Genomic DNA, 22,933 nt, shown 5'->3' on the forward strand with positions numbered 1-22,933 from the left:
TCGTCGCCCCTCCCCCGGCGCCGCCCGCGCGGGGGGGGGGCCCCACACCCGCCCCCCCCCCGACTCGCGTTCCCTTGCGGCGACTCCACTAGGCGGCGGTTCGCAGGGACTTAGTGGGCGGCTGCCCCGGCTCGAACTGTGGTGAACTCGCCCCTGGTAACCCTGGGTTGCGGTATTCAGGACGGGTAGGACTATCCAGCCGGGCCGATTCCGCAGGAACCAATCAGCGATGCGGACAGCCTGACGTCGCCGATCTTGTCCGCATCAACGTGCCGAAGGGGATGCTGTGCCGCAGAAACCGAAGCCCCTGGACGACTCCGAGTCCATGGCCCACTGGTTCGGCAAGGACCTCCGCAACTGGCGCAGAGTTCGTGGCATGTCAGCGTCAGCACTCGGCGAGAAAGTGCACCTCAGCGGGTCTTCCATTGAGAAGATCGAAAAGGGAGACCGGTCGTGCAACTCCGTTCTCGCTCAGCAGTTGGACGACACGCTGGACGCCGGTGGCGCCTTGATCAGGCTGTGGCGCCGGGTCGAAGAGGATGCGGACAAGCAGCGCGCCGAAGCAGACAACTCCTCGGCCGCGGCTTCGGTGGACGGTACGGGTGAGCAGGCTGCGGGCATGCTTGGTTTGGACCAGCTCTCCTTTCTGAATCGGAGCCTTACACCAGTGGAGCGCCGTGCACTCCTAGCCGCTGGCGGCTTGGCCGCCCTAAATCCCGCATCGTTCGCCGACCTGATCCCGCAGATCGTGCAGACCCAGCTACCCAGCGTCGTACGCCCCGAGGACATCGAGCAGGTGCGTGTGGCTGCGAAGACCCACGCCGGCTGGGACAACCTCTACGGCGGCGGCGGAATCGTTCGAGCGTCGTCGATCGGCCAGTTCATCTGGGCAAAGAGCCTGCTTGACATCAGATGTCCTCCCGACCACGAAGCCGATCTGTTCACTGCGGTTGGCCACTTGGCCACCGTGATGGGTGCGAGCGCATTCGACGCTTACGAGCACGGCGACGCAACCCGACTCCTGGAATTCGGAACGTGGTGCGCCGAACGCGCCGACAACTGGCACCTTCGAGCCAGGGCACTGAGCTGGCGTGCACGGCACGCCATCTGGTGCGGGTCACCGGACATGGGGCTGACTCACGCAGACAACGGGCTGGTACGCGCTGACCGGCTCACCCCCCGGGAGCAGTCGGTGCTGCACAACGCCAGGGCCAGGGCATGGGCGAAGATGCGGAATCGCCAGGAGACCCTGGCTGCCATCGGCCGGTCGGACGAGGTCTTCGGTCGGGCGAAAGATGGCGAGGATGCTGCCTGGATGGCGTACTACGACCATGCCCAGCACCATGGGGACACCGGCCATGCGGCCTTCGACATCACGCTACTCGCCGACCAGCCGCCGAAACTTGCCATCGCCCGGCTGCAAACCGCGATCAACGGTCACACCGATGCATTTGTCCGCTCTCGCGCTATGTCCGGCACCAAACTTGCGACACTGACGATGGCAATCGGTGACCCGCAGGAAGCCGTGTCGATCGCTCACCGGGCACTGAACGAGGTCGGCCAACTGCGCTCCAAACGTGCCGTCACCGATGTTCAGGATCTCGCCAGGGCTTCCACGAAGTACGCCCGAAGGCCAGGGGTAGCGGAACTGCGCGAGCGGATCAGAGCTACCGTCCAGGTATGACGGCGACACGTACCGAGGAGTCCATGACCATCCTGCGTGAGGTTGCCGCCGCTGCGGGCCTGTCTGTAGAAGGAGCACAGCCCATACGGCTCGCAGAGAATGATCTATGGCGGCTGCCGGCCAACATCGTCGTCCGCATCGCCCGCGCCGGCCAGGAGGCCGCAGCTGCGCGCGAGGTCGCCCTGACGCGATGGCTCGCCGAGCACGGTGTCCCGGCTGTTCGCCCCTTGCCAATGGAGCAGCCCGTGCATGCCTGCGGGCGGGCTGCGACATTTTGGGAGGAGCTTCCTCCTCACCTGCACGGCACGGAGGTCGATCTAGCCCCCCTACTACGTCGGCTACATGACCTGCCAAAACCTCCCTTCTTCATTGGCAAGTTGGATCCTTTCGTTCGAATCGCTGACCGACTCGCGGCAGCTCGATCGGTCAGCGACGATGACCGCGAATGGATCCTCTGCCGACTCGATGCCCTCTGGAAAGAGTGGGATCATCTGCCCACTGGCCAGCCGGAGTGTGTCATCCACGGAGACGCCTGGGGCGGCAACTGCGCCGTGACAGCCGACGGAGCAATGCTGATGGATTTCGAGCGAACGTCTGAAGGTCCACCCGAGTGGGACCTAACCTCCACGGCGATCAAGCACGACACCTTCGGCACTCTGTCCAAGGACGGGTACCGAAAGTACTGCGAGGCCTACGGGCACGACGTGATGACTTGGGACGGCTACCCGATCCTGCGCGGAATCCGCGAACTTCGCCTCGTCTCATTCGCCTTGCAGATCGCAGACCAAGACCCGAGCGCGCTGGACCAGGCCCAGTACCGCATTGCCTGCGTGCGAGGGCGGCAGGGACCTCGTCCATGGGGCTGGACTGCGGTCGGCTGAGGTGCCGGTGTGGAGGGGGCTGCTACCGGAACGCACCACGGTCGGCTTGATGGCCATCGGTGGTCTACCGCCTACGCCAGTGGAACCTCACACTGATCACCGGTACCCGAACAAACGGAGGATCCTGGTGACGACGCTAGCTCCCAAGCCGTGGGGTTTGACTCGGATGAGGCCGTTTCCGGAAACGTCTGTGGCGGCTGCGGTTACGGTCGAGCTGGATCCGGAGAGCCAGACCGGCCGGTGGATCGGTTCGGACGGCCTGAAGCTGCCGAGCCTGGAACGGCACAAGCGCAGCGAAACGTCTTCGGAGACAAAGACCCAGACCTCCTCGGACGGCAACATCGACGAGGGCAGCGACCAGCAGGGGGACACCGATTGACCAGGCCGTCACCCGTTCTTGTCGTCACGCAGTTGGACGATGCAACGGCCGACCTTGTCATTGAGGAACTGGGGCGGCGTGGGCTACCGGTCGTGCGCCTCGATCCGGCGGATTTTCCCGCCACTGTCACTGTGAAGGCGCACCTCGACGGTTTCGGGATCGCCGGCGAGCTGCGTACGGCGACCCGTGTTGCTGCGCTGGATAGCGTGCGGTCGGTGTACTGGCGCCGGCCGCGCCCGTACGCCGCGCCCGATGGTCTATCTGAGCAGGATGCCAACTGGTGTGCGGACCAGGCCCGCTACGGCCTCGGCGGAATACTGGCTTCGCTCCCGGGCGCGCACTACGTGAACCACCCATGGCGCAATCGGGCCGCCGAGTACAAACCGGCCCAGTTGGCTGCCGCTGCGAAGCACGAGCTGCACGTCCCTCCGACGCTTCTGACGAACGACGTCGCGCAAGCACGACGATTCGCGGCCGAGCACGGGCCCATGGTCTACAAGCCGCTGTACAACAGTGACTTCCTCGACCCGCAGGGGCACGGCCTGACCGTCTGGGTCGAGCAAGTCAACCCGGAGGAACTGGACGCCGGGGTCGGACAGACGATGCACCTGTTCCAGCAGCGCGTGGACAAGATCGCGGACATCCGGCTTACCGCAGTCGGCAGCCAGCTCTTCGCGGTACGGATCGACGGATCACCCGGCCTGGACTGGCGCCGCCACTATGACGACCTCACGTACACCCTTGTCGACACGCCGCCCGACGTGGCAAAGGGAGTGCACGCGTACCTCGCCGCGTTCGGATTGACGTACGGTGCCTTCGACTTCGGACTCGATGCTGCCGGTGTGTGGCACTGGTACGAGTGCAACCCGAACGGCCAGTTCGCTTGGTTTCCGGAGTACATCACCAGCCAGATCACCTCCGCCCTCGCCGACCAGCTCCAGCATCCTGATCGGGACAGACAATGACCAGCAGCGCCTCTCTTCGCCAAGGCCTTGTACAGGAACTCACGGGCAGGGGCCAACTCACCAACCCCGCTTGGCGATCCGCTGTGGAAGCTGTACCCCGGGAGTTCTTCCTCGGCGACACATTCTTCCGCGCCAATGGCACCCAATGGGACCCCGTACGCCGTGATCAGCTGGATGAAGACGAATGGCTCCGCCTCGTCTACTCAGACACCACATGGGTGACACAGGTCGACGGCATCAGCCCCGTGGACGCCGTCGGTTCGCTGGCCGGCCGACCCACCTCCTCCAGCACCTTGCCGTCTCTGGTCATGCGGATGGTCGAACTCGCCGACGTCCGCGACGGAGACAAGGTGCTGGAGATCGGCACGGGAACCGGCTACTCCACCGCGATCCTGTGCCACCGGCTCGGCGACGAACTCGTGTATTCCGTCGAGTACGACGAGACCCTGGCCCAGGCCGCCGCACAGCACCTCCGCGCCGCCGGCCACACCCCGAACCTTGTACTCGGCGACGGCTTGCGTGGGCACCAAGATGGCGCCGAGTACGAGGCGATCATCGCCACCTGCGCTGTACGGAGCATCCCGCCGTCGTGGCTCTGGCAACTCAGCGACGGCGGGAGCATCACCACGACGATCAGCGGCTGGATGCTCGCCTCCGGCCTGATCCGCCTCGTTCTCGACGATGAGGGAATCGCCCGGGGACGCTTCGTCGGCGACACCGTGTCGTTCATGTCGGCCCGCCCACACGAACGCCCGCCCCGCCCTACGTTCTACCAGCACCCCGGCAAGACCCGCCGGACACGCGTGAGCCCCGGCCTTCTGAACGACTGGACCGCGCACTTCGTTGCACAACTGGGCTCCCCCTCTGCAGAGTTGGTACGCGTCGCCGATGGCGTGGTCCTGGTCGACGCGGCCACTGGCTCACAGGCATGGACCGAACCCGACGGCAGCGGCTGGACAGTCCACCAGGACGGCCCGCTGCACCTATGGGACCAGGTCGAGGACGCACTCACCGTGTGGCAGAAGGCAGGCTCGCCTGATCAGACCGACTTCGGAATGACCGTCACCGAGTGGGACCAGATCGTATGGCTCGGCGAACCGGACGGCCCTCACTGGCGCCTGCCAACCTGACATCCAGACTCTCCGCGGCTCAAGGCGCATGGGCACTGAATCAGAGCTGATGTAGCCGAATCACTACCGAATGCCCTGTGCGACCGAAGGGCAGGGCGTTGTCACCCAACCTTGATGATCAGTGGTTTCGTGCCATCAAGTGAGCGACCGGGACGCTGCGGCGTCACTGGAGAAATAGCACGGCGTCGGCAAGGTTCCAAGTGCCACACTCTGTGGCGTGGCAACTACAGCAGAGGACTGGGGCGCGCTAGGCAGAGCTATGGCCGCCGCTGGCGTGGACTACCTGCCTTGGGAAGGCCAGGGACTTCGTGATGATGAATGCTTCGTCTGCACCGTCCGGCTGAGCGAAACCGACCGCACGGTGGAGGACGTCGTACCCCGCTGGATGCAGCGCGAGATCATGCCCCCACGCCACCCCAAGCCGCAGGTTCTTCTGCCGAACCTTTCGCCCATCACCCCGCGCCGCATCCTTATCCCAGCCTGCAAGTCGTGCAATAACGAGCACCTCAGCCGGGTCGAGATCGCACTCTCCAAAGCCTTCCAGGAGGGCGCGGATGCGGTTCGAGCACTGCCTGAACGCACACTCCGCGTATGGGCCGCCAAGATCGCTTACGGATTGCGGCGCAACGACATGCGTCTTCGGAGCAATCAGCGCGACCCCGCCGCGCCGATGATCGCCACGGCGGCCGATCTCCAGGGGATGCTTCAGCTGCACACCCTTCTCCAGGAATGCCGCGACGTCGTGCGGGTGACGGAGGGACACTCAACCTTCTTCGTGTTCCGGTCGCAGCAGGTTGGGTGCAATGCCTGCGACTTCGATATCGCCGTCCCCACGGGGTGGCCGTACACCGTTATGGTGCGCCTTGGGCCGGTCACCGTCATGGGTGCCGTTGACGACCGCGGAGCCCTGCGAACGCTTCACTCAACGCCCGCGTTTGCGGCGGCCTCCGGCCTGTCCCTGCACCCGCTCCAGGTACGCGCTCTATTGGCGTTGCTCGTGCATCAAGCTCACCTGATCCGCGAAGACCGACTACCCCTGCGCTACGGGGTCTCCGGACGTCGCCTGTGGCTTGACCGGTTGCCGCCTCAGGGGCCAACCACCGACCCGAGGCGAGAGCAAGCCACCGCTGACCAGATCCTCCAGAACCTGGTCGCCGCCTCGCCTGATGTTCTCGCCGCCCACGGTGGTGCTGTCGGCCTTCTCGTCCTGCCCGCCGGCACCCCCCGGCACATGCCGCTGAAGCACGGTGTCCTATCTCTTGGCGCGGAACGGGGCGAAACATCGCCGTAGTAAGCATCGAGGGCCAGCCCCTGGTGGTCCTCTCAAGCAGAATTCCGCCAAGCCCCAGCTCAACATCATCGTGCGTCCGGTTCCTGTACGTGGGCGGTACGCGGAGACTTCCACCGTCGGTGCGGAGCGGGATCTGTTTCAGGACGCCGTCGCGGAGTACCTGGGGGGGCACGGAATGTCGCCGGCTTGGTACGTAGGCGCGATGGGGACACAGGGTCCCTTGGTTGCAGGATGTGGTCGATGCTGGAACTCGGCGCCTCATCGCATGGTTGCGGAACCTGCCGATTCACCTGCAGTGGGGTCAGTGCTTGGTTACTCTGTGCGGTCCGGGGGTGAGCGTGATGGCACGGGTCGTGCTTGTGCATGGGATCGGCCAGCAGTACGAGGGGCCGGAACTGCTGGCGCTGCGGCTAGGGGCCGCGTTGCGTGACGGTGTGCGTCTGGTGTCGGGGGCCCGGCTGGCGCCTGAGGATGTGGTGTGCGCGTTCTACGGGAACGTGTTCGTCGAGCCGGGTACGCGCTCTGCCGAGCTACCGCCCTGGGATGAGCACGATGTCGAGGAGGGGCTTGAAGCGGACCTGCTTGACGCGTGGTGGCAGCAGGCCGCAACGATCGATGACAGGGTTCCTCCCGTCGAGGAGGAAGGCTCCCGCGGAGCGGTAGCGTTCGGGGCGTCACGGCTGTTGTTGTCGCAGCGGGTGCGGGCGGCGTTGGACGCGTTGTCCGGGGCCCGGTTTTTCAAGCCGGTGACGGAGCGGATGCTGATCGGGGAGCTGAAGCAGGTTCGCCGCTATCTGGACGAGCCGCCCGTCTGGCAGGCGGCCCGCGCCGCGGTGGCTGCGGAGATCGGCGCGGATACCAGGGTGGTGGTGGCGCATTCACTGGGGTCCGTGGTCGCGTATGAGGCGTTGTGCGAGCATCCCGAGTGGCCGGTGACGGATCTGGTGACGGTGGGCTCGCCGCTGGGCCTGCCGGTGATCCACCGGCGGCTGAGTCCGCTGCCGGTCCAGGGGCGCGGGGCGTGGCCGGGGAGTGTGGTGCGGTGGACGAACGTTGCCGATCCCGGCGACATCGTCGCCCTCGTCGGCGCCCTGGAACCGCACTTCGTCTCCGGACCTGTCGGAGCGGTAGCGGACCGGTCGATCACCAACGGGGTGCAGATGCATGATCTGCAGCGGTATCTGACGGCGCCGAAGACCGCGTCCGCGATCGCCGCCGGCCTGCAGGAGTAGCGATGCACCCTGCACCACAGCCCTCCCGGCAGCCGGGTCAGGAGGAGGAGCGCCGCTTCCTGATCACTGCTGGGGTGGAGACGTACCAGGACTCCCAGATCACCGATCTGCCCGGCGCGGTGCGGGACGCGGAACGGGTGCGCGACCTGCTCACCCCCATGGGCTACACGCACGTGCTTCCCAGTCTGGTCCGCAATCCGACGCGGGCCATGCTCGCGGAGGACATCGAGAACTGGGCGGAACAGGCGCTGCTCGGCCCCAAGGACATCGTGGTCGTGTATTTCGCCGGCCACGGCATCCGAGCCGAGGACCGTCACTACCTGCAGTGCGCCGGCAGCCAGGCCGGCCGCCGCGCACGCGACCTGCCCGCCGCAGAGTTGGCACGCACGCTGGTGCTGAGCGGAGTCGGGCATCTGCTGGTCATGCTGGACACCTGCTACGCCGCTGCCGGCACCCAGGACATCAACCGGATGGCCGGGGACCTCGCCCACCTCCACCGGGAACGCGCCAACCGCTGGCACCTGGCCGCCGCGAGGGCGAAGGACCGTGCCAAGGACCACGCGTTCGTCGACGCGCTCACCGACGCGTTCACCAACCCCCGCCACGGTCCGACCCAGCAGTTCATGAGCGTGCGCGAAGTCACCGACCGCGTCAACGCGTACTTCGCCGAGCACCGGCCGCTCCAGCAGGCCCGTCTGACCACGTCCGAGACCGACGGCCAGGACCCCTTCTTCCCCAGCCGCATCTTCATCCCCGGCCTGCCCGCCGACGGCATCGACCTCGCCGCCCTGGCCCGACTGCGCAACCGCCACGCGGGATTCTTCGATCCGCGCAGCAGAGGCGTGGAGCATGCGGGCGAGCAGGGCGACTACTTCACCGCCCGCACCCACGCACTGCAGGAACTCACGGCGTTTCTCACCACGCCATCCGTCGAGCACGACCGCAAGGCCCGCGTGGTCACCGGCGAGCCCGGCTCCGGCAAGTCGGCCCTGCTGGGACGCGTGCTGACCTACTGCGATCCCCCACACACCCAACCGGCCACAGCCACACGGCCCGTGCCGCACAGTCGATCATCGGCGGGAGACAATCTGCCGCAGGCGATCTCGTTGCCGGTGATTGCACTGCACGCGCGCCGTGTGCCGCTGGAGGATCTGGTAGCCGACCTCGCTGCGGCCCTGGGCCTGAGCGCGGATGCCGACCGGGACAACCTCCTGGCCGCACTGGGAGCGCGCACCGAACCGGTGGCCATCGTGGTCGACTCCCTGGACGAGGCCGGAACCGCCGGCGATGCCCGCGAAAGCCTCCGCGTGGCCCGTGAACTCCTCCAGCCCCTGTCTATGCTGCCGTCCGTACGACTCGTGATCGGCACCCGCCGCCCGCAAATCCGTGCCCTCGGCCGCGCCGTCCATCTCATCGACCTCGACCAACCGGCCTACCTCACCACCGGCGACATCGCCGCCTACGCCCAGGCCCTCCTCGAAGACGCCCAGGACCCGCACTCCCGCTCGCCCTACCAGGACCAGCCCGATCTTGCGGCCACTGTCGCCGACGGCATCGCCCGGCGTGCCGGTTCCTCCTTCCTGGTGGCACGGATGACCGCGCGCGCTCTCGTCCACGGCCAGATCCGCATCGACACCTCCCTGCCGGGCTGGCGCGAATGCCTTCCCAGTGACGCAGGGGAGGCATTCGCCGCCTACCTCGACCGCTTCGGCGCCCGGCGTCCAAAAGTTGAACGGCTCCTGCGCCCGCTCGCTTACGCCCAAGGCGCGGGCCTGCCCTGGTCCACCCTCTGGGCACCGCTCGCCGAAGCCCTCTCCGGCGTGCCGTGCTCCAACGACGACCTCGACTGGCTCCACAGCAACGCCGGCGCCTACATCACCGAAACCCCGTCACCGGACGGATCGGCCTACCGTCTCTTCCACGAGACGATGGCCGAGCAGCTGCGTCGTCTCGGTCGCGAAGCCGACGACCATACCCTGATCGCCCGCGCACTCGTCCGGCTGGTCCCCACCGACCCGGCAACCAACCTCACCGACTGGCACCAGGCCCACCCCTACATCCGCCGCCACCTCGCCACCCATGCTGCCGCCGGAGACATTCTCGACGGCTTCGTAGGGGACGCCGAGTACCTCGTCCATGCACACCCTGCTCATCTGCTGAACGCGTTCTCCCTGCACACTCCGGCCATGCAAACCGGCGACGCCCGACTCGCGGCAGCGATCTACCGCGCTTCCGCCAACATCCACACCCCCCTGACCCCCGACCAACGCCGTGATCTCCTCGCCATCGACGCCGCCCGTTACCAGCAACCCAACCTCGCCTCCCGCCTGTCACGGACCCGCCCCTGGACACCCCGCTGGGCGACCGGCAACCTCGTAAACCCCGCCCACCATGCCACCCTCACCGGCCACACCGGCTCGGTGTACGCGGTGGCGGTCACGCAGATCGAGGACCGCCCACACGCCATCACCACCGGCAACGGCGGCATGGTGCTGGTGTGGGACCTGGAGGCGGGAACCGAACGCGCCTCCCTCACCGGCCACACCGGCGCGGTGAACGCGGTGGCGGTCACACACATCGAGAACCGCCCACACGCCATCACCACCAGCTATGACGGCATGGTGCTGGTGTGGGACCTGGAGGCGGGAACCGAACGCGCCACCCTCACCGGCCACACCGGCGCGGTGAACGCGGTGGCGGTCACACACATCGAGAACCGCCCACACGCCATCACCATCAGCTACGACGACACGGTGCGGGTATGGGACCTGGAAACGGGAACCGAACGCGCCACCCTCACCGGCCACACCGGCGCGGTGAACGCGGTGGCGGTCACACACATCGAGAACCGCCCACACGCCATCACCACCAGCTACGACGACACGGTGCGGGTATGGGACCTGGAAACGGGAACCGAACGCGCCACCCTCACCGGCCACACCGACGACGTGAACGCGGTGGCGGTCACACAGATCGAGAACCGCCCACACGCCATCACCACCAGCGACGACGGCACAGTGCGGGTATGGGACCTGGAAACGGGCCGTCCCACAGCAGTTACCTACTTGCCGTTGCCAGCCTATGCGCTTGTCGTGCACAACAGGGTCGCCTGCTTAGGCATGACAAGTGAGCTCTTGATTCTCGCGTCAAGGGCGGGTGAGTACGGGGCATCCGGCGTTGCCGACCACCAGTGACACGGGCCGAGCCAACCTCATGTAGGACGTTGCCACAGCCCAATTCGTACGAAGTGGTGGCTGCTTACGCCTGCCGCCACAACTGGCGAGTGTCGCCGAGCCCTCATCATCGAACGCCGCAGCGCCATGTTGCTGCCGGAATGCTGCCAGGTTGAGCGTCTGCTGTGACGAAAACTGTTGCAGTCTCACGCGGTGCTCAGGTCCTGGGCGGCGGGTTGGCATATCGTGCCCTTCGAGACTCAGGGAACCTGTTGAATTCTGGTCGGGCCGATACCGACGCGGACGTCGACGCCGTAGCGGGAGACCGTCCGCAGCCGCAGAATCTCCCCCAGGTGGGAGGCGGTCGTGCCGTGGTAGCGCAGCGCGCCGCGCAGGTCAACCAGGGCGGCCGTGGGCGGGAGCGCCTGCACCACCGGCGAGAGCTCCCACAGCTGTTCCAGGATCTGCCGGTAGGTCTCCTCCGGCAGCCGGTCCGGGCAACGTACATGCATCACCGCACCAGGCCGTCGCCCCGTTGGCTCGGTACTCATCCGGCGCTCACCTCCCCCATCGCGTTATCGAACACGTGATCGAAAGCGCGAATATGGAAGGCGCGCTCCCACATCTAGAATGGAAAATGTGTTCGATAACTCGCGGGATCTTCCGGACGACTTGGAGCGGCTCCAGACGCTGCGGACCTGGAATGCCATGTGGCTGGCCCGCATCGACCGCAAGATCGCCGCACTGGAACAGCGCCAGGCCGAAGAGGAGCACCGCCGGGCGCACCGCCCGCCAGTACCGGACTGGATCCTCGAACTCAACCGCGCCACAGGGCACCCGCAGGCCGTGCACCTCGGCGACTGCGGCATGGCCGGCCGCCGAAGACGGCAGGTCGACCAGGACGGCGCCCGCCGCCTCCTCACCGTGGACGGGGTGCCTGCCTGCCCGATCTGCCGCCCAGACACCGCACTGCACATCACCGACTAGCCAGCACTTCCTTTGTGGCACTCGTCCACAGGTCGGCGCGGCCCTCCTAGCCCCCGCCGGCGACCCTGACCTCTGGATACTTCAGATGGCCGTCAGATCCGGCCGCGGACCGAACCCCCGCCGACAGCGCGGATGGGAGATCGGCCACTCCGCGGCCTCCTCGACGGTTCGCACCGTGCGGTTGGCCTTGTCCGTGTCCTGATGGGCGGTCCAGCCGCAGTCGAGTCCGTCGAAGACCTCGACCATCGTGACGCCCGCCTGACGGGTCCGATTGAGGGTGCCGGCGTTGTAGGCGACGGCCGACTTGGCGAGGGTGGCAGCTTCGGCCCAGGCCCGGACAGGGACGCGAGCGCCGTTGCGGTAGACGACGTGAGGCAGCTTGTGCTCGGCGGCGAGTCTGTCCGCCAGATTCTTCGCGGCCTGCTTCGCCGTCATGTTGCCCGCAGCAAGTAGTGGAACCTCGCGGCGGGCTGCCTCTCGTGCCGCCCGGTAGAACTGGTTCGCCATTCGCTCGGCCTCCTCGGAGCGGCGCAAGAAGTCGGCGTACGAGTCGGCTGCGAGGGACTGTAGGGCGTCGCGGTGGAAAGTGGTCCAGGTGAAAGTCACGTTGAGGACTTCGGCAGCGGCTTGAGCGCCGGCGGCGTACAGGTGCGGTAGCTGCCGTTGGACGAACTGTTGGGCCTCCTGGTCGACGCGTTGGCGGAAGGCGCGGATAGCCCGTTTGAACTCCTCCAGCGTCGCCACGGTGTGCGGCGTCCTCGGGTTGTCGGCGAACTGGGTGAGGACGGCGCGCTGTTGGGCGGCGAGTCGCTGCCAGGCATCTTCGAGCACGGCCGCGACGCGACGCGCGATCTCGTCCGGGTCTCCGGGCACCAGCGGCGGCCACTCGTACGGCATGCCGGACTACCGTCCCCGGCGAGCGCGCATCAGTGGCGCGGTTACAAGGTCAGTGCTTTCCTCTCCGTCGGCCAGTTCGTCCGGTGCGACCAGGTCCACGAGCGCGACGATCTGGCGTTCGAGCCCCGCGAGGTTGTTGCTCTGGTCGATGGTGACCACGCCGTCCACGGTCATGCGGAGCGGGTCGGCGAGTAACTTCGCGCGCCGTTCGGCCAGGACCTCGTTTGCGACAGCGCGAGCGGAGGTCAGCCGCGCATAGCGTGCGTCCAGGTCGACGGTGTTCGTGGTGGGGCCGAGCTGGGCCAGCAGCCAGGCTCGTACAGCGATGTCCATCAGATACTCCTGTCGTACAAGGTGAGGCTCGGCACCGTGACGATGCCGAGCCTCACTGGTGATGTGCCACTACCTACGCACCCGCACCGACAGCCTTCGCGGTGCGTCGCCTCGGAGCCTTGACGGGCTCCGGCTCCGGCTCCGGCTCCGGCTCCGGCTCCGGCTCCGGCTCCGGCTCCGGCTCCGGCTCCGGGGCAGAATCCGCCACGGTCGACGTGTCTCCCGCATCGCCGTCCGCGCCGATCGGGTCTGAGGTGGCCTCGTCCGGAGAGGGAGCCTCCCCCGACCACGCGGCCGGGTTCGGGATGAGCGGGGCGAGCCGCTCGGGTATCTCCTCCCCTGCGTCGAGCCGGATCGGGCCCTGCTGGGGGTCTCGCAGGAATACCGTGCGCGCCAACTTCGCCATGACCAGCTCCCGTTAGAAGACCGTCGCGGCGATGTGGATGTCCGGCACGTACAGCACGGGCATCGCAGCAGCAGCGGAGATCGTGGACAACTGGACGGGGGTACGCGTCTGCACGTGGGTGGTGATCACGATGCCGGGGGCCTCCTCGGCAGTGATGACTCCCTTGCCGCGCAGCTCGATCGCCTCGGCGGTCAGACCGTACTGGGTCTCGCCCCACTGTTCGCGGCGCGGCGGGATCATCGCCCACAGCGACTCCGGGGTCGTGCGCACCAAGGTGTCGCTGCTGTCGTACGCCTGCACGTCGTAAGTGGTCACGGGCGGCAGGTTGTACTTGGCGCGGACCCGGTTGACCTCCTCCGGCGCCAGCATCCCGGTCGGGATCTGCTCGACGGACGGCGAGTTGTGGAACGCGGTCCGGTACTCCGCCGTGGCCCCCAGCAGTGACAACGCCTTCTCCGAGCTGATGACCATCTCGGGGCGCGGTGCGCCGATGCTCTTGAGGTACTGGATCCACGCCAGCTCGTCGGTGACCGGGGTGGCCGCATCCGACTGGGACCACGGCACCGCGACCGTCGGACGGTTGGCGGCCGGCACCTTCCAGTCGACATCGAGGGCGACTCCGGGCAGGGACACCACACCGGTGGACAGCATCTGTCCGGCGGCGATCTCCATGGCGGCCTTCGTGGCCTCCACGTGCTGTTCGAGGTCGTCGTAGAGCAGGTCGAGGAACTCGCTGGTGTCCTGGCCGCGGTCGACGGCTGCCAGGATGATCTGGAGTTCGGAGAAAGGCAGTTCCTGGCCGACCCAGGGCAGCATGCCCTCGTTGATGACCTGCTCGGCCCGCCGCCGGGCGAGGGTCGGCGCGGCTTCCCACGCGCGGAACTTCGCCGCGTTGACACGCCGCTTGCTGCTCTTGGTACGGAACTTGACGTTGTCGATGTTCCGTTCGCCGAAAACCTCGCGGGTGAGGAGGTAGTCCTCCGGCGTTGTGATCGCTCGGATGAACGCCTGGATGTCCTCGGGGACGATCGCCTCAAGAAGCTTCTCAAGTGCCATGGAGCTGCCTCCTTACCGGTAGTGGATGAATGCGGTCGTGTTCGTGGCGGCGGGGGGCGCGAAGGAGACGGGCAGCTTCGACGTCTGCACCTCGCCGCGCCACAGGAGTGCGCCTGCGGTCTTCGGAGAGCCAGGGGTGAACGCGGTCTCGGCAACGAGGAATCCGGCGAGGATCTGAGTGCCGTCGCTCGCTGCGGAGTTGAACGGGGCGTACAGGCCAGATGCAGTGATCCGCCCTAGTGGGATGCCGGACTTGATGATGTGGCGGGGCTGGTTCTGCGTGCCCGCCGTGTAGTGGGTGCCTGCCGTCAGCTTGCTGGTGTCGATGGGGATCGTCTGGGCTTCGTGGACGCCGTCCAGCGAAGCGAGCCATGTCCGGTCGTCGGTGACCGTCGTGGTGGTGGTGAGTACCTGGTAGTCGCTCACGGTGTCTCCCTCGTGGGTCCGGATCGGGTTGCTCCCGCACCCGGCGCGAGCGGCACGGGGCGGTGTCCACGAAGTGACGGCGGCCGAGCCGCGCCAGGGCGTGGTCCCTGATCAGCCCGACCGGGTTCCGGAAGGGCGTCCACGGTTTGAGGGGCGTGGTCCCACGGCCATGTCTCGTTGACGTGGTCAGTCGCTGATGAGCCCTCGTCGCCGGGCCATTTCGAGCCCCGCCGCTCCACGCCGGGGCGGCATACCTCCGCGTGTCGGCGGGCCGCCGGCGGGAGATCCGCCCGGAGCAGGCGGCACGGCCTCCCGGGCAGGGCCGAACAACTCGGGGCGTCGTTCCTTGAGTTGCTCGGCGGCAGCGGCGACAGCCGCCTCGTCGGCATCGGGCTGATCGTGGAGGGCACGGTCGATCAAGAGGACCGCGTCATCAAGGTCGTCCCCCGTCGCACCGAGTCCTCCGAGGGCAGCACGCCGGATGGCAACGCGCTCCTTGACCAGGGCCTGCGCCTCGCGTGTCTCTGCCGACCTCAGTTTCTCCTCGGCGGCCTGCTCACGGCGTTCGATCTCGGTCAGCGCAGCCTGGTCGGCGTCGCGTTTCGTGGTGATGAACTCGGTCAGTGCCTCGGAGCTGTCGAACCCGAGGTCGCCGAGCAGTTTCTTCACGGCCGCCCTGCCGCCCTGGGTCTTCTCGCGGGCCAGCAGCCGCGACAGGTCTTCCTGCGTGACGCCGCCGTTCGGGGCGCCGTCCTCGTCACCAGGCTTGTTGGAGTCGTCGTCGGGCGAGGCTCCGAGGATCGGATAGATCGGCCGCCCGTCACCGCGGTGCCCGACCGGTTCGAGGGGATTGGGAAGCGAAGGGCGCGTCATGCGTGAACCATCCACAGGTCTCCAGCGCCCCCGCGCCAAAGATCAGTGTAGCCATCGCTCCGCACCACCCCGGGCCTTATGTCTCGCGCCTCCAGCCAGCGACGTGCCAGTCGGTGCGCTGGATCTGATAAGACCTCATGCACTCTCGGCGCCCCCGGCCACATGGGCAGTCCGGACCGGAAGGGCGATTAGGCCACGGGATCGCATCGACGGCCGCCATTGCAACTCGCTCGGCGCCACGCCGAGCGTCAGGTCGGGGAAGCGGTCAAAGAGCGCGCCCAGGGCGATCTCGGTCTCCATGCGGGCCAGCGGAGCACCCAGGCAGTAGTGGATTCCGTGGCCGAGGGCGAGGTGGCCAGTGGCGTCGCGATCGATGTCGAAGCGGTCCGGATCAGCGAAACGGCGTGGGTCCCGGTGGGCGGCGGCCAGGGACAACAGAACGGTCTCGCCGGCGGGTAAGGTCACCCCGCCGATAGTGACGTCCTCGGTCGGGAACCGCCGGATGGCCAGGGGGACCGGGCCGTCGTAGCGGGCCAATTCCTCCACTGTGGTGCTCAGCCGGGCGGAATCAGTGAGGAGATCGGCCAACTGGTCGGGGTGGCGCAGCAGGGTCAGGATCGCGTTGCCGATCAGGTGAACGGTGTTCTCGTATCCGGCGACCAGAATGAGGAAGGCCAGGGACATCAACTCGTCCTCGCTCAGCCGGTCCTCCTGGTCGCGTACGGCGATCAGCGCGGAGAGCAGATCGCCGGCCGGGGCGGTTCGCTTAGTGGCGATGAGCCGAGTGAAGAAGGCCAGCATGCTGCCGACCGCTTCCTTGGCCCGGGAGGGCTGCGTGGGGTCGGGGGCGACGAGCGCGTCGGTCCAAGCCCGGAAGTCGAGTCGGTCATCCGGGGCCACCCCGAGCAAGTCACAGATCACGGTGATCGGCAGGGGGACCGCGTACGAAGCGATCAGGTCCACATGTTCCTGTGGGGCGATGGCGTCCAGCAATCGGTCGGCTGTGCGTTGGATCGGCTCGCGCAGCTGCTCGATCTGGCGGGGCGTGAAGGCCCGGGACACCAGGCGCCTGATGCGGGTGTGGTCCGGGGGGTCCATGTTGAGCAGGTTCGCATCCAGCGCCGGCGGCAGAGCCATACCCCGGTAACCGCCGGGTGCCGCGTTGCGCTTGTCCAGGGACAGCCGAGGATCGGCCAGTGCCTGGCGCACCTCGTCGTAACCGGTCACCAGCCAGGCGGGCAACCCGTCTGTCCCGGTGATCCGGTGGACGGGCCCGGCCTCGCGAAACTGCGCGTACACGGTGTACGGATCGGCGGCGAGCGCCGCGTGGTCAACAAGCCTCTGCTGAGCGGGAGTTGCACTGGTCATGTCCCGACCTTACTTATGAGAGATCGGGATCAAGTGGCTGCGCCCGGATGGCGGGAATTCCGGAGTCAGCCGCTGGCAGTCCGAGGTACCTACGAACGGCTGCGTTGTCCCCGGTCGCGTCGGCGAGCCGAGCGGCGGCCTCGAAGGCTCGGGACTGGATGCGTTCGATCTCAGCCTGTGCATCGTCGATGGGGTATCCGGCATTGATGAGCATCCGTACACCGGTCTCGACGGACAGCACCCCGGCGCCGACACCCTTGACCACTTCGTCAAGGACGGCAGCGCGGTCAGCCGGAGTGTGGGGTCCCCACATCAAGCGCGCGGGCAGGGACTCCCCCTCGGGCCAGCCCTCGGCCTGCCCGGCCTGGTGGAGTCGCTGCACCATGCGCAGCAGCACGGCGTATTTGTGGTCGCGGACCAGGCGCATGGAGGCGACTAGCGAGTCGAGTGGGCCCAGCGCGAGCTGCAGGGCGTAGCCGGACGGCAGGGCGGTCGGGTCGAGGGTGCCGAGGCCAGCGGCGGTGAGGCGGCTGTTCGCTGCGATGCGGTCGAGGATGTGGTCGACGCGGGCACGGAGTTCGGCGAGTTGGGCCGACGTGTCGAGGACGTCCATGCGCCCGTTGTCGTTGAGCTGCCACACCGTCCCGGCCCGGACCTTCACGGGCAGCGGCTGCCCGGTGGCGCGGTCGATGGGCAGCCGGGCCCCGGCCAGGCCGATAATCGGGGAGCCGGTGGTGGCCGACGCGCCGGAGCCGTCGGTGTCGGTCGCGGACAGCTCGTCGAGGGCCTGGAGGACGGTCGCCACGGTCGGCTTCCCCCAGTGCTCTCCGCTGGAGGGGATGCTGTTCGTGACGTGGACGACGGGTATGAAGTCCGCCATCAGGTCGAGCCGGTCGAGGACTTCGCCGTCCGAGCGGACTCGGTACCGGGCCTTGTGCATCGGTAGGTCGTACAGCACGTCGGCGTACGTGAGGTCGTCCAGGTCCCATTCCGCGTCGGTGAGGAAGCACGTCCACGGGGAGGATCGGTTGGGTGCCCACGGGTATGTGCGGGTGATTACGCCCGTGTCGGCGTTCCGTGTGTCGCCCCCTACCAGGATCGGGTCGCCGCCGCCGGTATACAGGTACTCGCGCGCCGGGCTGCCGTCCTTCGCTGCGCCGCGCCGACTGGCCGGACCGATCGGGCCGAGTTCGTAGGTGACCCGTCGAAGCCTGGCCTTGAGCCCGCGCCGTTTGTCCTCGGGTAGCTCCCACGCGAGGTGAACGCGCAGGGGGAACTCAGCGCCGTCCTGCTCGCCGTCCTCCGGCCACTCCGGGAAGTACAGGCCCGGGTCCCAAGTGCGCAGCAGGACCCGGCCCTTCGTGGGATCCCAAGCGAGGGTGTAGACGGCGTCGCCGAGCAGGATCGCGGTTCGCTCGGCCTGCTGAAGGCGCAGCGGCAGCAGCTCCTTCTCCGCCCACGTCCTCAGCTTGTCCTGTACGACGAGCGCCGCAGCTGCTTCGGCGGTCGGCTCGTCGTCAGTGTGCTCTGCGCCCGCAACGCTGATGACCTGTTCGGAGCCGAGGAGGTATCCGAGCGCGGTGTCGACCAGCTTGGAGGCGTCGCCGAGTTCTCTCCGTTCGGTACCTGCCTCGTCGTCGCCTGTCACGGCGGCGAACTGGCCGACCTGATTGGAGTCGTACGCGGCCAGGAGCCGGTAAGCGGCCAAGCGCCGCAGGTCCTCGTCCGGTACCCAGGAGCGGGTCAGTTCCGCCCAGGTGTTACGGCCCGGTCGGCGCGGGTCGGCCATGGCTGGCTTGTAGTCCAGCCAGCTCCAGGCGTCGGTGATCAGCTCGCGCAGGCCCACAGTGCCCCTCCAGGCAGTCGGCCCCGCGCCGCGCCTCCAGCCTACGAGATGCATCTGCCTGGTCGTCGTACGGTGTCGGGCCTCTACCTGTACGAGTAGCTGTGCGCCCAGTCATTTCCCTCGGTCCCGTCGTCCTCCAAAGCAGCCCTGGCAACCCGCATGAATTCTCTGAGGCTCTTGCGTAGCCGGCGATATGAATCGCATGCCTGTGGTCTCACCTGAGACTGTGGGATCGCGTTTCTGTACATAAGAAGCTCTACACGGCCAGCCAACGAGCTGCATGCAGACTCTGTTGCCGCAGCCTCATCTGTAACGCGCTCCGGCCCGATCAGAGCAACCCGGAGCCACACCGCTTTTACCTCTGCGGCAAGCTGCTTAGCCCGCTCCGTGTACGCCTCGTCGACGTCAGGGCCAAGTCGGACGTTGGGTGGCACCATGTCGATGTCGACCTGAAATTCTGCAGTGTGCTCTTCCAGAGCGGAGACAGCAGTCACGAAATCCCGGTAGGCATCGTGTCTTGGCTCAATGCGTTGTCGTCGATGTTCCGATCGCGCTGCGATCTTGGCTTGCTCTCTGGTAGCCCATCCCGTGGCGAAAGCTGCACCAATTGTGGCCACGGAACCCGCGAGGGCACCAAGCACTGCTGCTAGTCCGGCGTCCATCCAGACAGTCTGGCCGACGGGACACGTCCTGTCCGGGGAGTCCGAGGCACAGCGATCGGACCGCACTGCCCCACCCCGAGCGGGCAGTTTTCTATTCGGGCCGTTTCCGTCACTTCCAAGTGCGTACTCAGCGGCGGCCGTCGAAGCGGTCGTCATCGGTGTCGGTCGGCAGGGTGTCCAGCTGGTCGGGGTCGGCCAGTTCGGTCAGTCCGTGAACGGCAGCGTCCATGCGGTCGGGGCTGTCCATTCCCTCGACCCAGGTGACCATCTGGCCTTCCAGGTCGGGGTATTCGCCGACGTGGTGTACGAGTTGCTGTTCGTACAGCTGGGCCACGGGGGCGGCCCGCAGGCGTTTGCCGACCTTGGCGGTGACCTCCAGGATCATGGGCATGAGGAGCCCCTTGGTGACGCCCTCTCGGCGCAGTTGCTCCCATGCCTGGGTGACGATCTGCCGCGCCATGTCGCCGCCGTAGTTCTTCTCGACCACGATCGCGTCGGCCTTGAGTTCCAGGGCGAGACGGCATGCGGCCAGGCCCCAGTCGTTGGCGCCCATCGATCCGGATCGGTCGGCCAGGACGTACAGCTGCCGGTCGAAGTCGCGGCCGACGCCGATGACACCCGTCTCATCGCCGACCGTGGACTCTCCGCCGGCGGGGTCGACGGCGACGACGATGCGCGCCATGTCGAGGCCGGAGAACTGGACGGCGTTGATACGAGCGGTCTCGATCCACTCCCGCCTCCAGACGCCTCCCTCTGGCGGCCGGGGCTTCTGCAAGTAGAGGGCGGCCCAGACGCGTTCGCCGACGCGCTTGCGGGTCTTGGCGTGGTGGATGAGGTCGAAGCGTTCGGGCCACAGCGCCTCGCCAGGAGCGCGGCCGAGCGGGTCGTCGGGAGTGTCGGCGATGGCGGGCAGGTCGATGACGCGCCAGGCGTCGCGCTCGGTGGCGAGGATGCGTCCGGCGAGGTCGTCTTCGTGCCAGCGGGTCTGGATGAGGCAGATGGCGCCGACTGGTTCGAGTCGGGTCTGCAGTACCGAAGTCCACCAGTCCCAGGCGCGCTTGCGCATGGTGGGACTGTCGGCGTCGGCCATGTCCTTGACCGGGTCGTCGACGATGGCGATGTGTGCGCCGCGTCCGGTGAGGCCGCCGCCGATACCGGCCGCGAGGAGGCCGCCTTCGCCGCCGACGATGTCGAAGCGGTTGGCGGCCTGGCTGCCTGCCTTGAGTTGGATGCCGAGGTCGTTGCCCCAGGTGTTGATGGCGTCCCTGATCCACCGGCCGTGGTCGTCGGCCAGGTCGGCGGAGTAGCTGGCGATCATCATGCGGTGGCCGGGGTTGCGACGCAGGTACCAGAGGGGCGCCCAGCGGGAGGCGCGTCGGCTCTTGCCGTGCCGCGGGGGCATGGTCAACATCACGCGGTCGCACCGGCCTGCGGCCATGTCGATGAACGCCTGGTCGATGAGATCCAGGTGCGGGGCCTGCATCTCGCGCCCGCCGGTGAGGACAGCGGCCAGCGCGCCTGGCGAGCGGTCCATGGCGAGTTGGCGCTCGACGCGTGCCAACTCCGCGCGCAGAGCAGGAGACGCGGACCGTGCGATGGTGCGGCGCTGTGCTGGCGGAAGGGTCTTGTAGTGGGCGATGACGCTTTCGTGGTCGCGCGGAGTCATTCGCCGTCCGGATCGGTGAGCGCGATCAGGGCGTCGAGTTCGTCGACGGTCACGTTCTCGACCTGGACCGGTCCGCCGTCCAGACCGGTCAGTTCCGTGCGGACGGGCATATCGAGGCCGAGCAGCCTGGCGCGGCGCTCCATGATCCGCAAGGTGCGGTCGATGGCAGCGAGGTCCTGGTCCCGGACGGCCTTCTTGTAAGCGACGAAGAACAGCCGGTCGAGGCGGTCGGCTTCCAGCGCGCGCAACTCGTCTACGTCATCGTTGAGTTCGGCGCGGCGGTCAGCGAGTGCTGTGCGGACGTCCCGGCAAGCGGCGTGAATCAGGGCCTCATTGGTGGGCGGGTCCTGGTTCTTGCGGTACCGCTCGACTCCGTAACCCTGCGGGTAGGCGATGCCGTCAGTGTTGACGGTTGGGTCGGCGGCGAGCTTGCGGGCGATCGTCAACCAGTCCACGCCGGCGAGGCGTAGATCGATGGCGTCCGAGCGGCGGCGCGCGATGGCCGCACGCGCGGCTTTGTCGGGGCGTCCCACGGCGGGGGTCCTTCACAGCTCGGGTGCGCCCCCGCGCCCGAGTCCATGATCCCACTCGCTGATGTTCGGCGGAATCAAGGTCCATTGGACAGTTTCGCCACTCAGGGCCAAACACATCCACTACCATGCTGCCCTGAAGCGTGGGCTACGCCCTGCCTGGAGATGTGATGACGACATCTCCGTCTCCAGGCAGGGCGTAGCCCAGGTGGTGTGGACATTCGAACAGATCCCGGCGATCTGCTCGGATGTCCACACCGCGTGCCAAGGCAAGCTCGCTTCTCCACACGCACTCGGAGCCCGAAAGAGACCGCCGTAGCAAGACCCTGAGTTTCAATCGCCGGCACGAAACTCAGTTCAGCCACTAACCATGGCCGAACTGAGTGTGCCCGCGCACAGTTCGGCCCTTTGAAAGGGAAACCGAACGGTGGATTCGACCATCATTCTGTGGATCTTGGCCTGGGCCGGAGTGCTCTCCGTCGTCATTTTTGTGGCCAAAGGTCTCCTCGACCAGCTACCGCCTCTCGTCGATTCATGGCGGGCGCTGGTTCGAGTGGTGCGCGGCGAGGAGACGACCAGGGCGGCAGATGAGCCCACGCGCGACCAGTAGACAACAGTGAGGCCAGAAGGCGTTTGTCCGGCCCCACCAGCATCACATCAGTGACATCTGCTCGCCCTCACCGGGCCGCTTGGGCGGTACGTACTCGGGTGGCGCGTCGGGCGCGTTTCGCTCGGTGCGCAGCCACCAGGCGAACTGGTAGTTGCGGCAGGTCCGGAAACGGACCGACTTCCGGCGCGGCTCACTCTCGGGGATGTTGTGCTCGCCCCATCCGGTGATGGGGCGAGCGTTCTCCAGGTGCACATACAGGCCCGGCACCAGGGCGGGCCCCTCCCACCGCTCTCCTGGTGCGCTCTCGAAGGCAAGGTGCGCGTTGTCGCTCCACTTCCACGGGTTGGGCAGCGCGCACAGATACCACGCCAGCGGCGGGTTGTGCTCGGGGAGTTCGATCGTCTGATGCCGGCGGCCGGCGTCGAGCCTGGGACGGTCGGGCTGACCGAAGCTGCGCAGGCAGTGTTGGTCGAGGGCTACGTGCCGGACTCCCGCCAGCCACATGATGTGGTATCGAGTTCGCGATTCGATTTGAACC

At 67.3% G+C, this 22,933-nt stretch carries 22 protein-coding genes and 1 pseudogene; 10 read left to right on the forward strand and 13 right to left on the reverse strand.

The genetic code is table 11. The features are described from left to right. Positions 1 to 286: 286 nt before the first annotated feature. The 8 genes from CW359_RS04520 to CW359_RS04555 all read left to right on the forward strand — a co-directional run bounded on the left by CW359_RS04520 (position 287) and on the right by CW359_RS04555 (position 10,756). Positions 287 to 1,684, forward strand: coding sequence for a helix-turn-helix transcriptional regulator (locus tag CW359_RS04520; RefSeq protein WP_105968427.1), 1,398 nt, complete (start codon positions 287 to 289; stop codon positions 1,682 to 1,684). Then, positions 1,681 to 2,565, forward strand: a complete 885-nt coding sequence (locus CW359_RS04525) for an aminoglycoside phosphotransferase family protein (RefSeq protein WP_105968428.1) — start codon at positions 1,681 to 1,683, stop codon at positions 2,563 to 2,565. Before CW359_RS04520 ends, CW359_RS04525 begins: the two co-directional genes overlap by 4 nt. A gap of 190 nt (positions 2,566 to 2,755) precedes the next feature. Next, the gene (locus CW359_RS46260) at positions 2,756 to 2,944 is read left to right on the forward strand and encodes a putative ATP-grasp-modified RiPP (RefSeq protein WP_332874961.1); all 189 of its coding nucleotides are present in this window, start codon (positions 2,756 to 2,758) and stop codon (positions 2,942 to 2,944) included. Further along, the gene (gene tgmB / locus CW359_RS04535) at positions 2,941 to 3,909 is read left to right on the forward strand and encodes an ATP-grasp ribosomal peptide maturase (RefSeq protein ID WP_105968429.1); all 969 of its coding nucleotides are present in this window, start codon (positions 2,941 to 2,943) and stop codon (positions 3,907 to 3,909) included. The genes CW359_RS46260 and tgmB overlap by 4 nt, the downstream gene beginning before the upstream one ends. Continuing rightward, positions 3,906 to 5,039, forward strand: coding sequence for an ATP-grasp peptide maturase system methyltransferase (gene tgmC / locus CW359_RS04540; protein WP_105968430.1), 1,134 nt, complete (start codon positions 3,906 to 3,908; stop codon positions 5,037 to 5,039). Before tgmB ends, tgmC begins: the two co-directional genes overlap by 4 nt. A 259-nt stretch (positions 5,040 to 5,298) precedes the next feature. Continuing rightward, entirely contained in the window at positions 5,299 to 6,330 is a 1,032-nt protein-coding gene (locus tag CW359_RS04545) for a hypothetical protein (protein ID WP_105968431.1), read from the forward strand. A gap of 341 nt (positions 6,331 to 6,671) precedes the next feature. Beyond that, positions 6,672 to 7,562: an alpha/beta hydrolase domain-containing protein gene (locus tag CW359_RS04550; RefSeq protein ID WP_105968432.1), complete on the forward strand. Its 891-nt coding sequence runs from the start codon at positions 6,672 to 6,674 to the stop codon at positions 7,560 to 7,562. A gap of 2 nt (positions 7,563 to 7,564) precedes the next feature. Further along, complete coding sequence (locus CW359_RS04555) at positions 7,565 to 10,756, forward strand: caspase family protein (RefSeq protein WP_105968433.1); 3,192 nt, start codon at positions 7,565 to 7,567, stop codon at positions 10,754 to 10,756. Between the two features lie 260 nt (positions 10,757 to 11,016). Here CW359_RS04555 and CW359_RS04560 read toward each other — a convergent pair. Next, a pseudogene (locus CW359_RS04560) lies at positions 11,017 to 11,286 on the reverse strand (hypothetical protein); the annotation flags it as partial. 88 nt (positions 11,287 to 11,374) lie between these two features. Here CW359_RS04560 and CW359_RS04565 point away from each other — a divergent pair. Beyond that, complete coding sequence (locus tag CW359_RS04565) at positions 11,375 to 11,722, forward strand: DUF6233 domain-containing protein (RefSeq protein ID WP_232838221.1); 348 nt, start codon at positions 11,375 to 11,377, stop codon at positions 11,720 to 11,722. An 81-nt stretch (positions 11,723 to 11,803) separates the two neighbouring features. Here the strand turns inward: CW359_RS04565 and CW359_RS04570 are convergent, their stop codons facing one another. The 11 genes from CW359_RS04570 to CW359_RS04615 all read right to left on the reverse strand — a co-directional run bounded on the left by CW359_RS04570 (position 11,804) and on the right by CW359_RS04615 (position 21,788). After that, positions 11,804 to 12,619: a hypothetical protein gene (locus CW359_RS04570; protein ID WP_105968435.1), complete on the reverse strand. Its 816-nt coding sequence runs from the start codon at positions 12,617 to 12,619 to the stop codon at positions 11,804 to 11,806. 6 nt (positions 12,620 to 12,625) lie between these two features. Beyond that, entirely contained in the window at positions 12,626 to 12,952 is a 327-nt protein-coding gene (locus CW359_RS04575) for a hypothetical protein (protein ID WP_105968436.1), read from the reverse strand. Positions 12,953 to 13,025: 73 nt separating this feature from the next. After that, on the reverse strand, positions 13,026 to 13,358 hold the full coding sequence (locus tag CW359_RS45145) for a hypothetical protein (RefSeq protein WP_157968494.1): 333 nt from the start codon (positions 13,356 to 13,358) through the stop codon (positions 13,026 to 13,028). A 12-nt stretch (positions 13,359 to 13,370) separates the two neighbouring features. Then, a complete protein-coding gene (locus tag CW359_RS04585) occupies positions 13,371 to 14,414 on the reverse strand; it encodes a major capsid protein (protein ID WP_105968437.1) in 1,044 nt (347 codons plus the stop codon). 12 nt (positions 14,415 to 14,426) lie between these two features. Then, positions 14,427 to 14,840, reverse strand: a complete 414-nt coding sequence (locus CW359_RS04590) for a head decoration protein (protein WP_105968438.1) — start codon at positions 14,838 to 14,840, stop codon at positions 14,427 to 14,429. A 186-nt stretch (positions 14,841 to 15,026) separates the two neighbouring features. Beyond that, positions 15,027 to 15,713, reverse strand: coding sequence for a hypothetical protein (locus tag CW359_RS04595; protein WP_105968439.1), 687 nt, complete (start codon positions 15,711 to 15,713; stop codon positions 15,027 to 15,029). Positions 15,714 to 15,848: 135 nt separating this feature from the next. Next, positions 15,849 to 17,081, reverse strand: coding sequence for a cytochrome P450 family protein (locus CW359_RS04600; RefSeq protein ID WP_105968440.1), 1,233 nt, complete (start codon positions 17,079 to 17,081; stop codon positions 15,849 to 15,851). Positions 17,082 to 17,094: 13 nt separating this feature from the next. Continuing rightward, a complete protein-coding gene (locus CW359_RS04605) occupies positions 17,095 to 18,927 on the reverse strand; it encodes a hypothetical protein (RefSeq protein ID WP_105968441.1) in 1,833 nt (610 codons plus the stop codon). Positions 18,928 to 19,010: 83 nt separating this feature from the next. After that, positions 19,011 to 19,421 carry a hypothetical protein gene (locus CW359_RS45150; RefSeq protein ID WP_157968495.1) on the reverse strand — a complete coding sequence of 137 codons (411 nt, stop codon included), beginning with the start codon at positions 19,419 to 19,421 and terminating at the stop codon, positions 19,011 to 19,013. 295 nt (positions 19,422 to 19,716) lie between these two features. After that, positions 19,717 to 21,255, reverse strand: a complete 1,539-nt coding sequence (locus tag CW359_RS04610) for a terminase large subunit domain-containing protein (protein ID WP_105968442.1) — start codon at positions 21,253 to 21,255, stop codon at positions 19,717 to 19,719. Next, positions 21,252 to 21,788, reverse strand: a complete 537-nt coding sequence (locus CW359_RS04615) for a hypothetical protein (RefSeq protein WP_105968443.1) — start codon at positions 21,786 to 21,788, stop codon at positions 21,252 to 21,254. The genes CW359_RS04610 and CW359_RS04615 overlap by 4 nt, the downstream gene beginning before the upstream one ends. A 424-nt stretch (positions 21,789 to 22,212) precedes the next feature. Between CW359_RS04615 and CW359_RS04620 the strand changes: the two genes are divergently transcribed. Beyond that, positions 22,213 to 22,395 carry a hypothetical protein gene (locus CW359_RS04620; protein WP_105968444.1) on the forward strand — a complete coding sequence of 61 codons (183 nt, stop codon included), beginning with the start codon at positions 22,213 to 22,215 and terminating at the stop codon, positions 22,393 to 22,395. Between the two features lie 42 nt (positions 22,396 to 22,437). Here the strand turns inward: CW359_RS04620 and CW359_RS04625 are convergent, their stop codons facing one another. After that, entirely contained in the window at positions 22,438 to 22,899 is a 462-nt protein-coding gene (locus tag CW359_RS04625; RefSeq protein WP_105968445.1) for a hypothetical protein, read from the reverse strand. Positions 22,900 to 22,933: the final 34 nt, after the last annotated feature.

The sequence above is a fragment of the Streptomyces geranii genome, assembly GCF_002954775.1.
Classification (GTDB): domain Bacteria; phylum Actinomycetota; class Actinomycetes; order Streptomycetales; family Streptomycetaceae; genus Streptomyces; species Streptomyces geranii.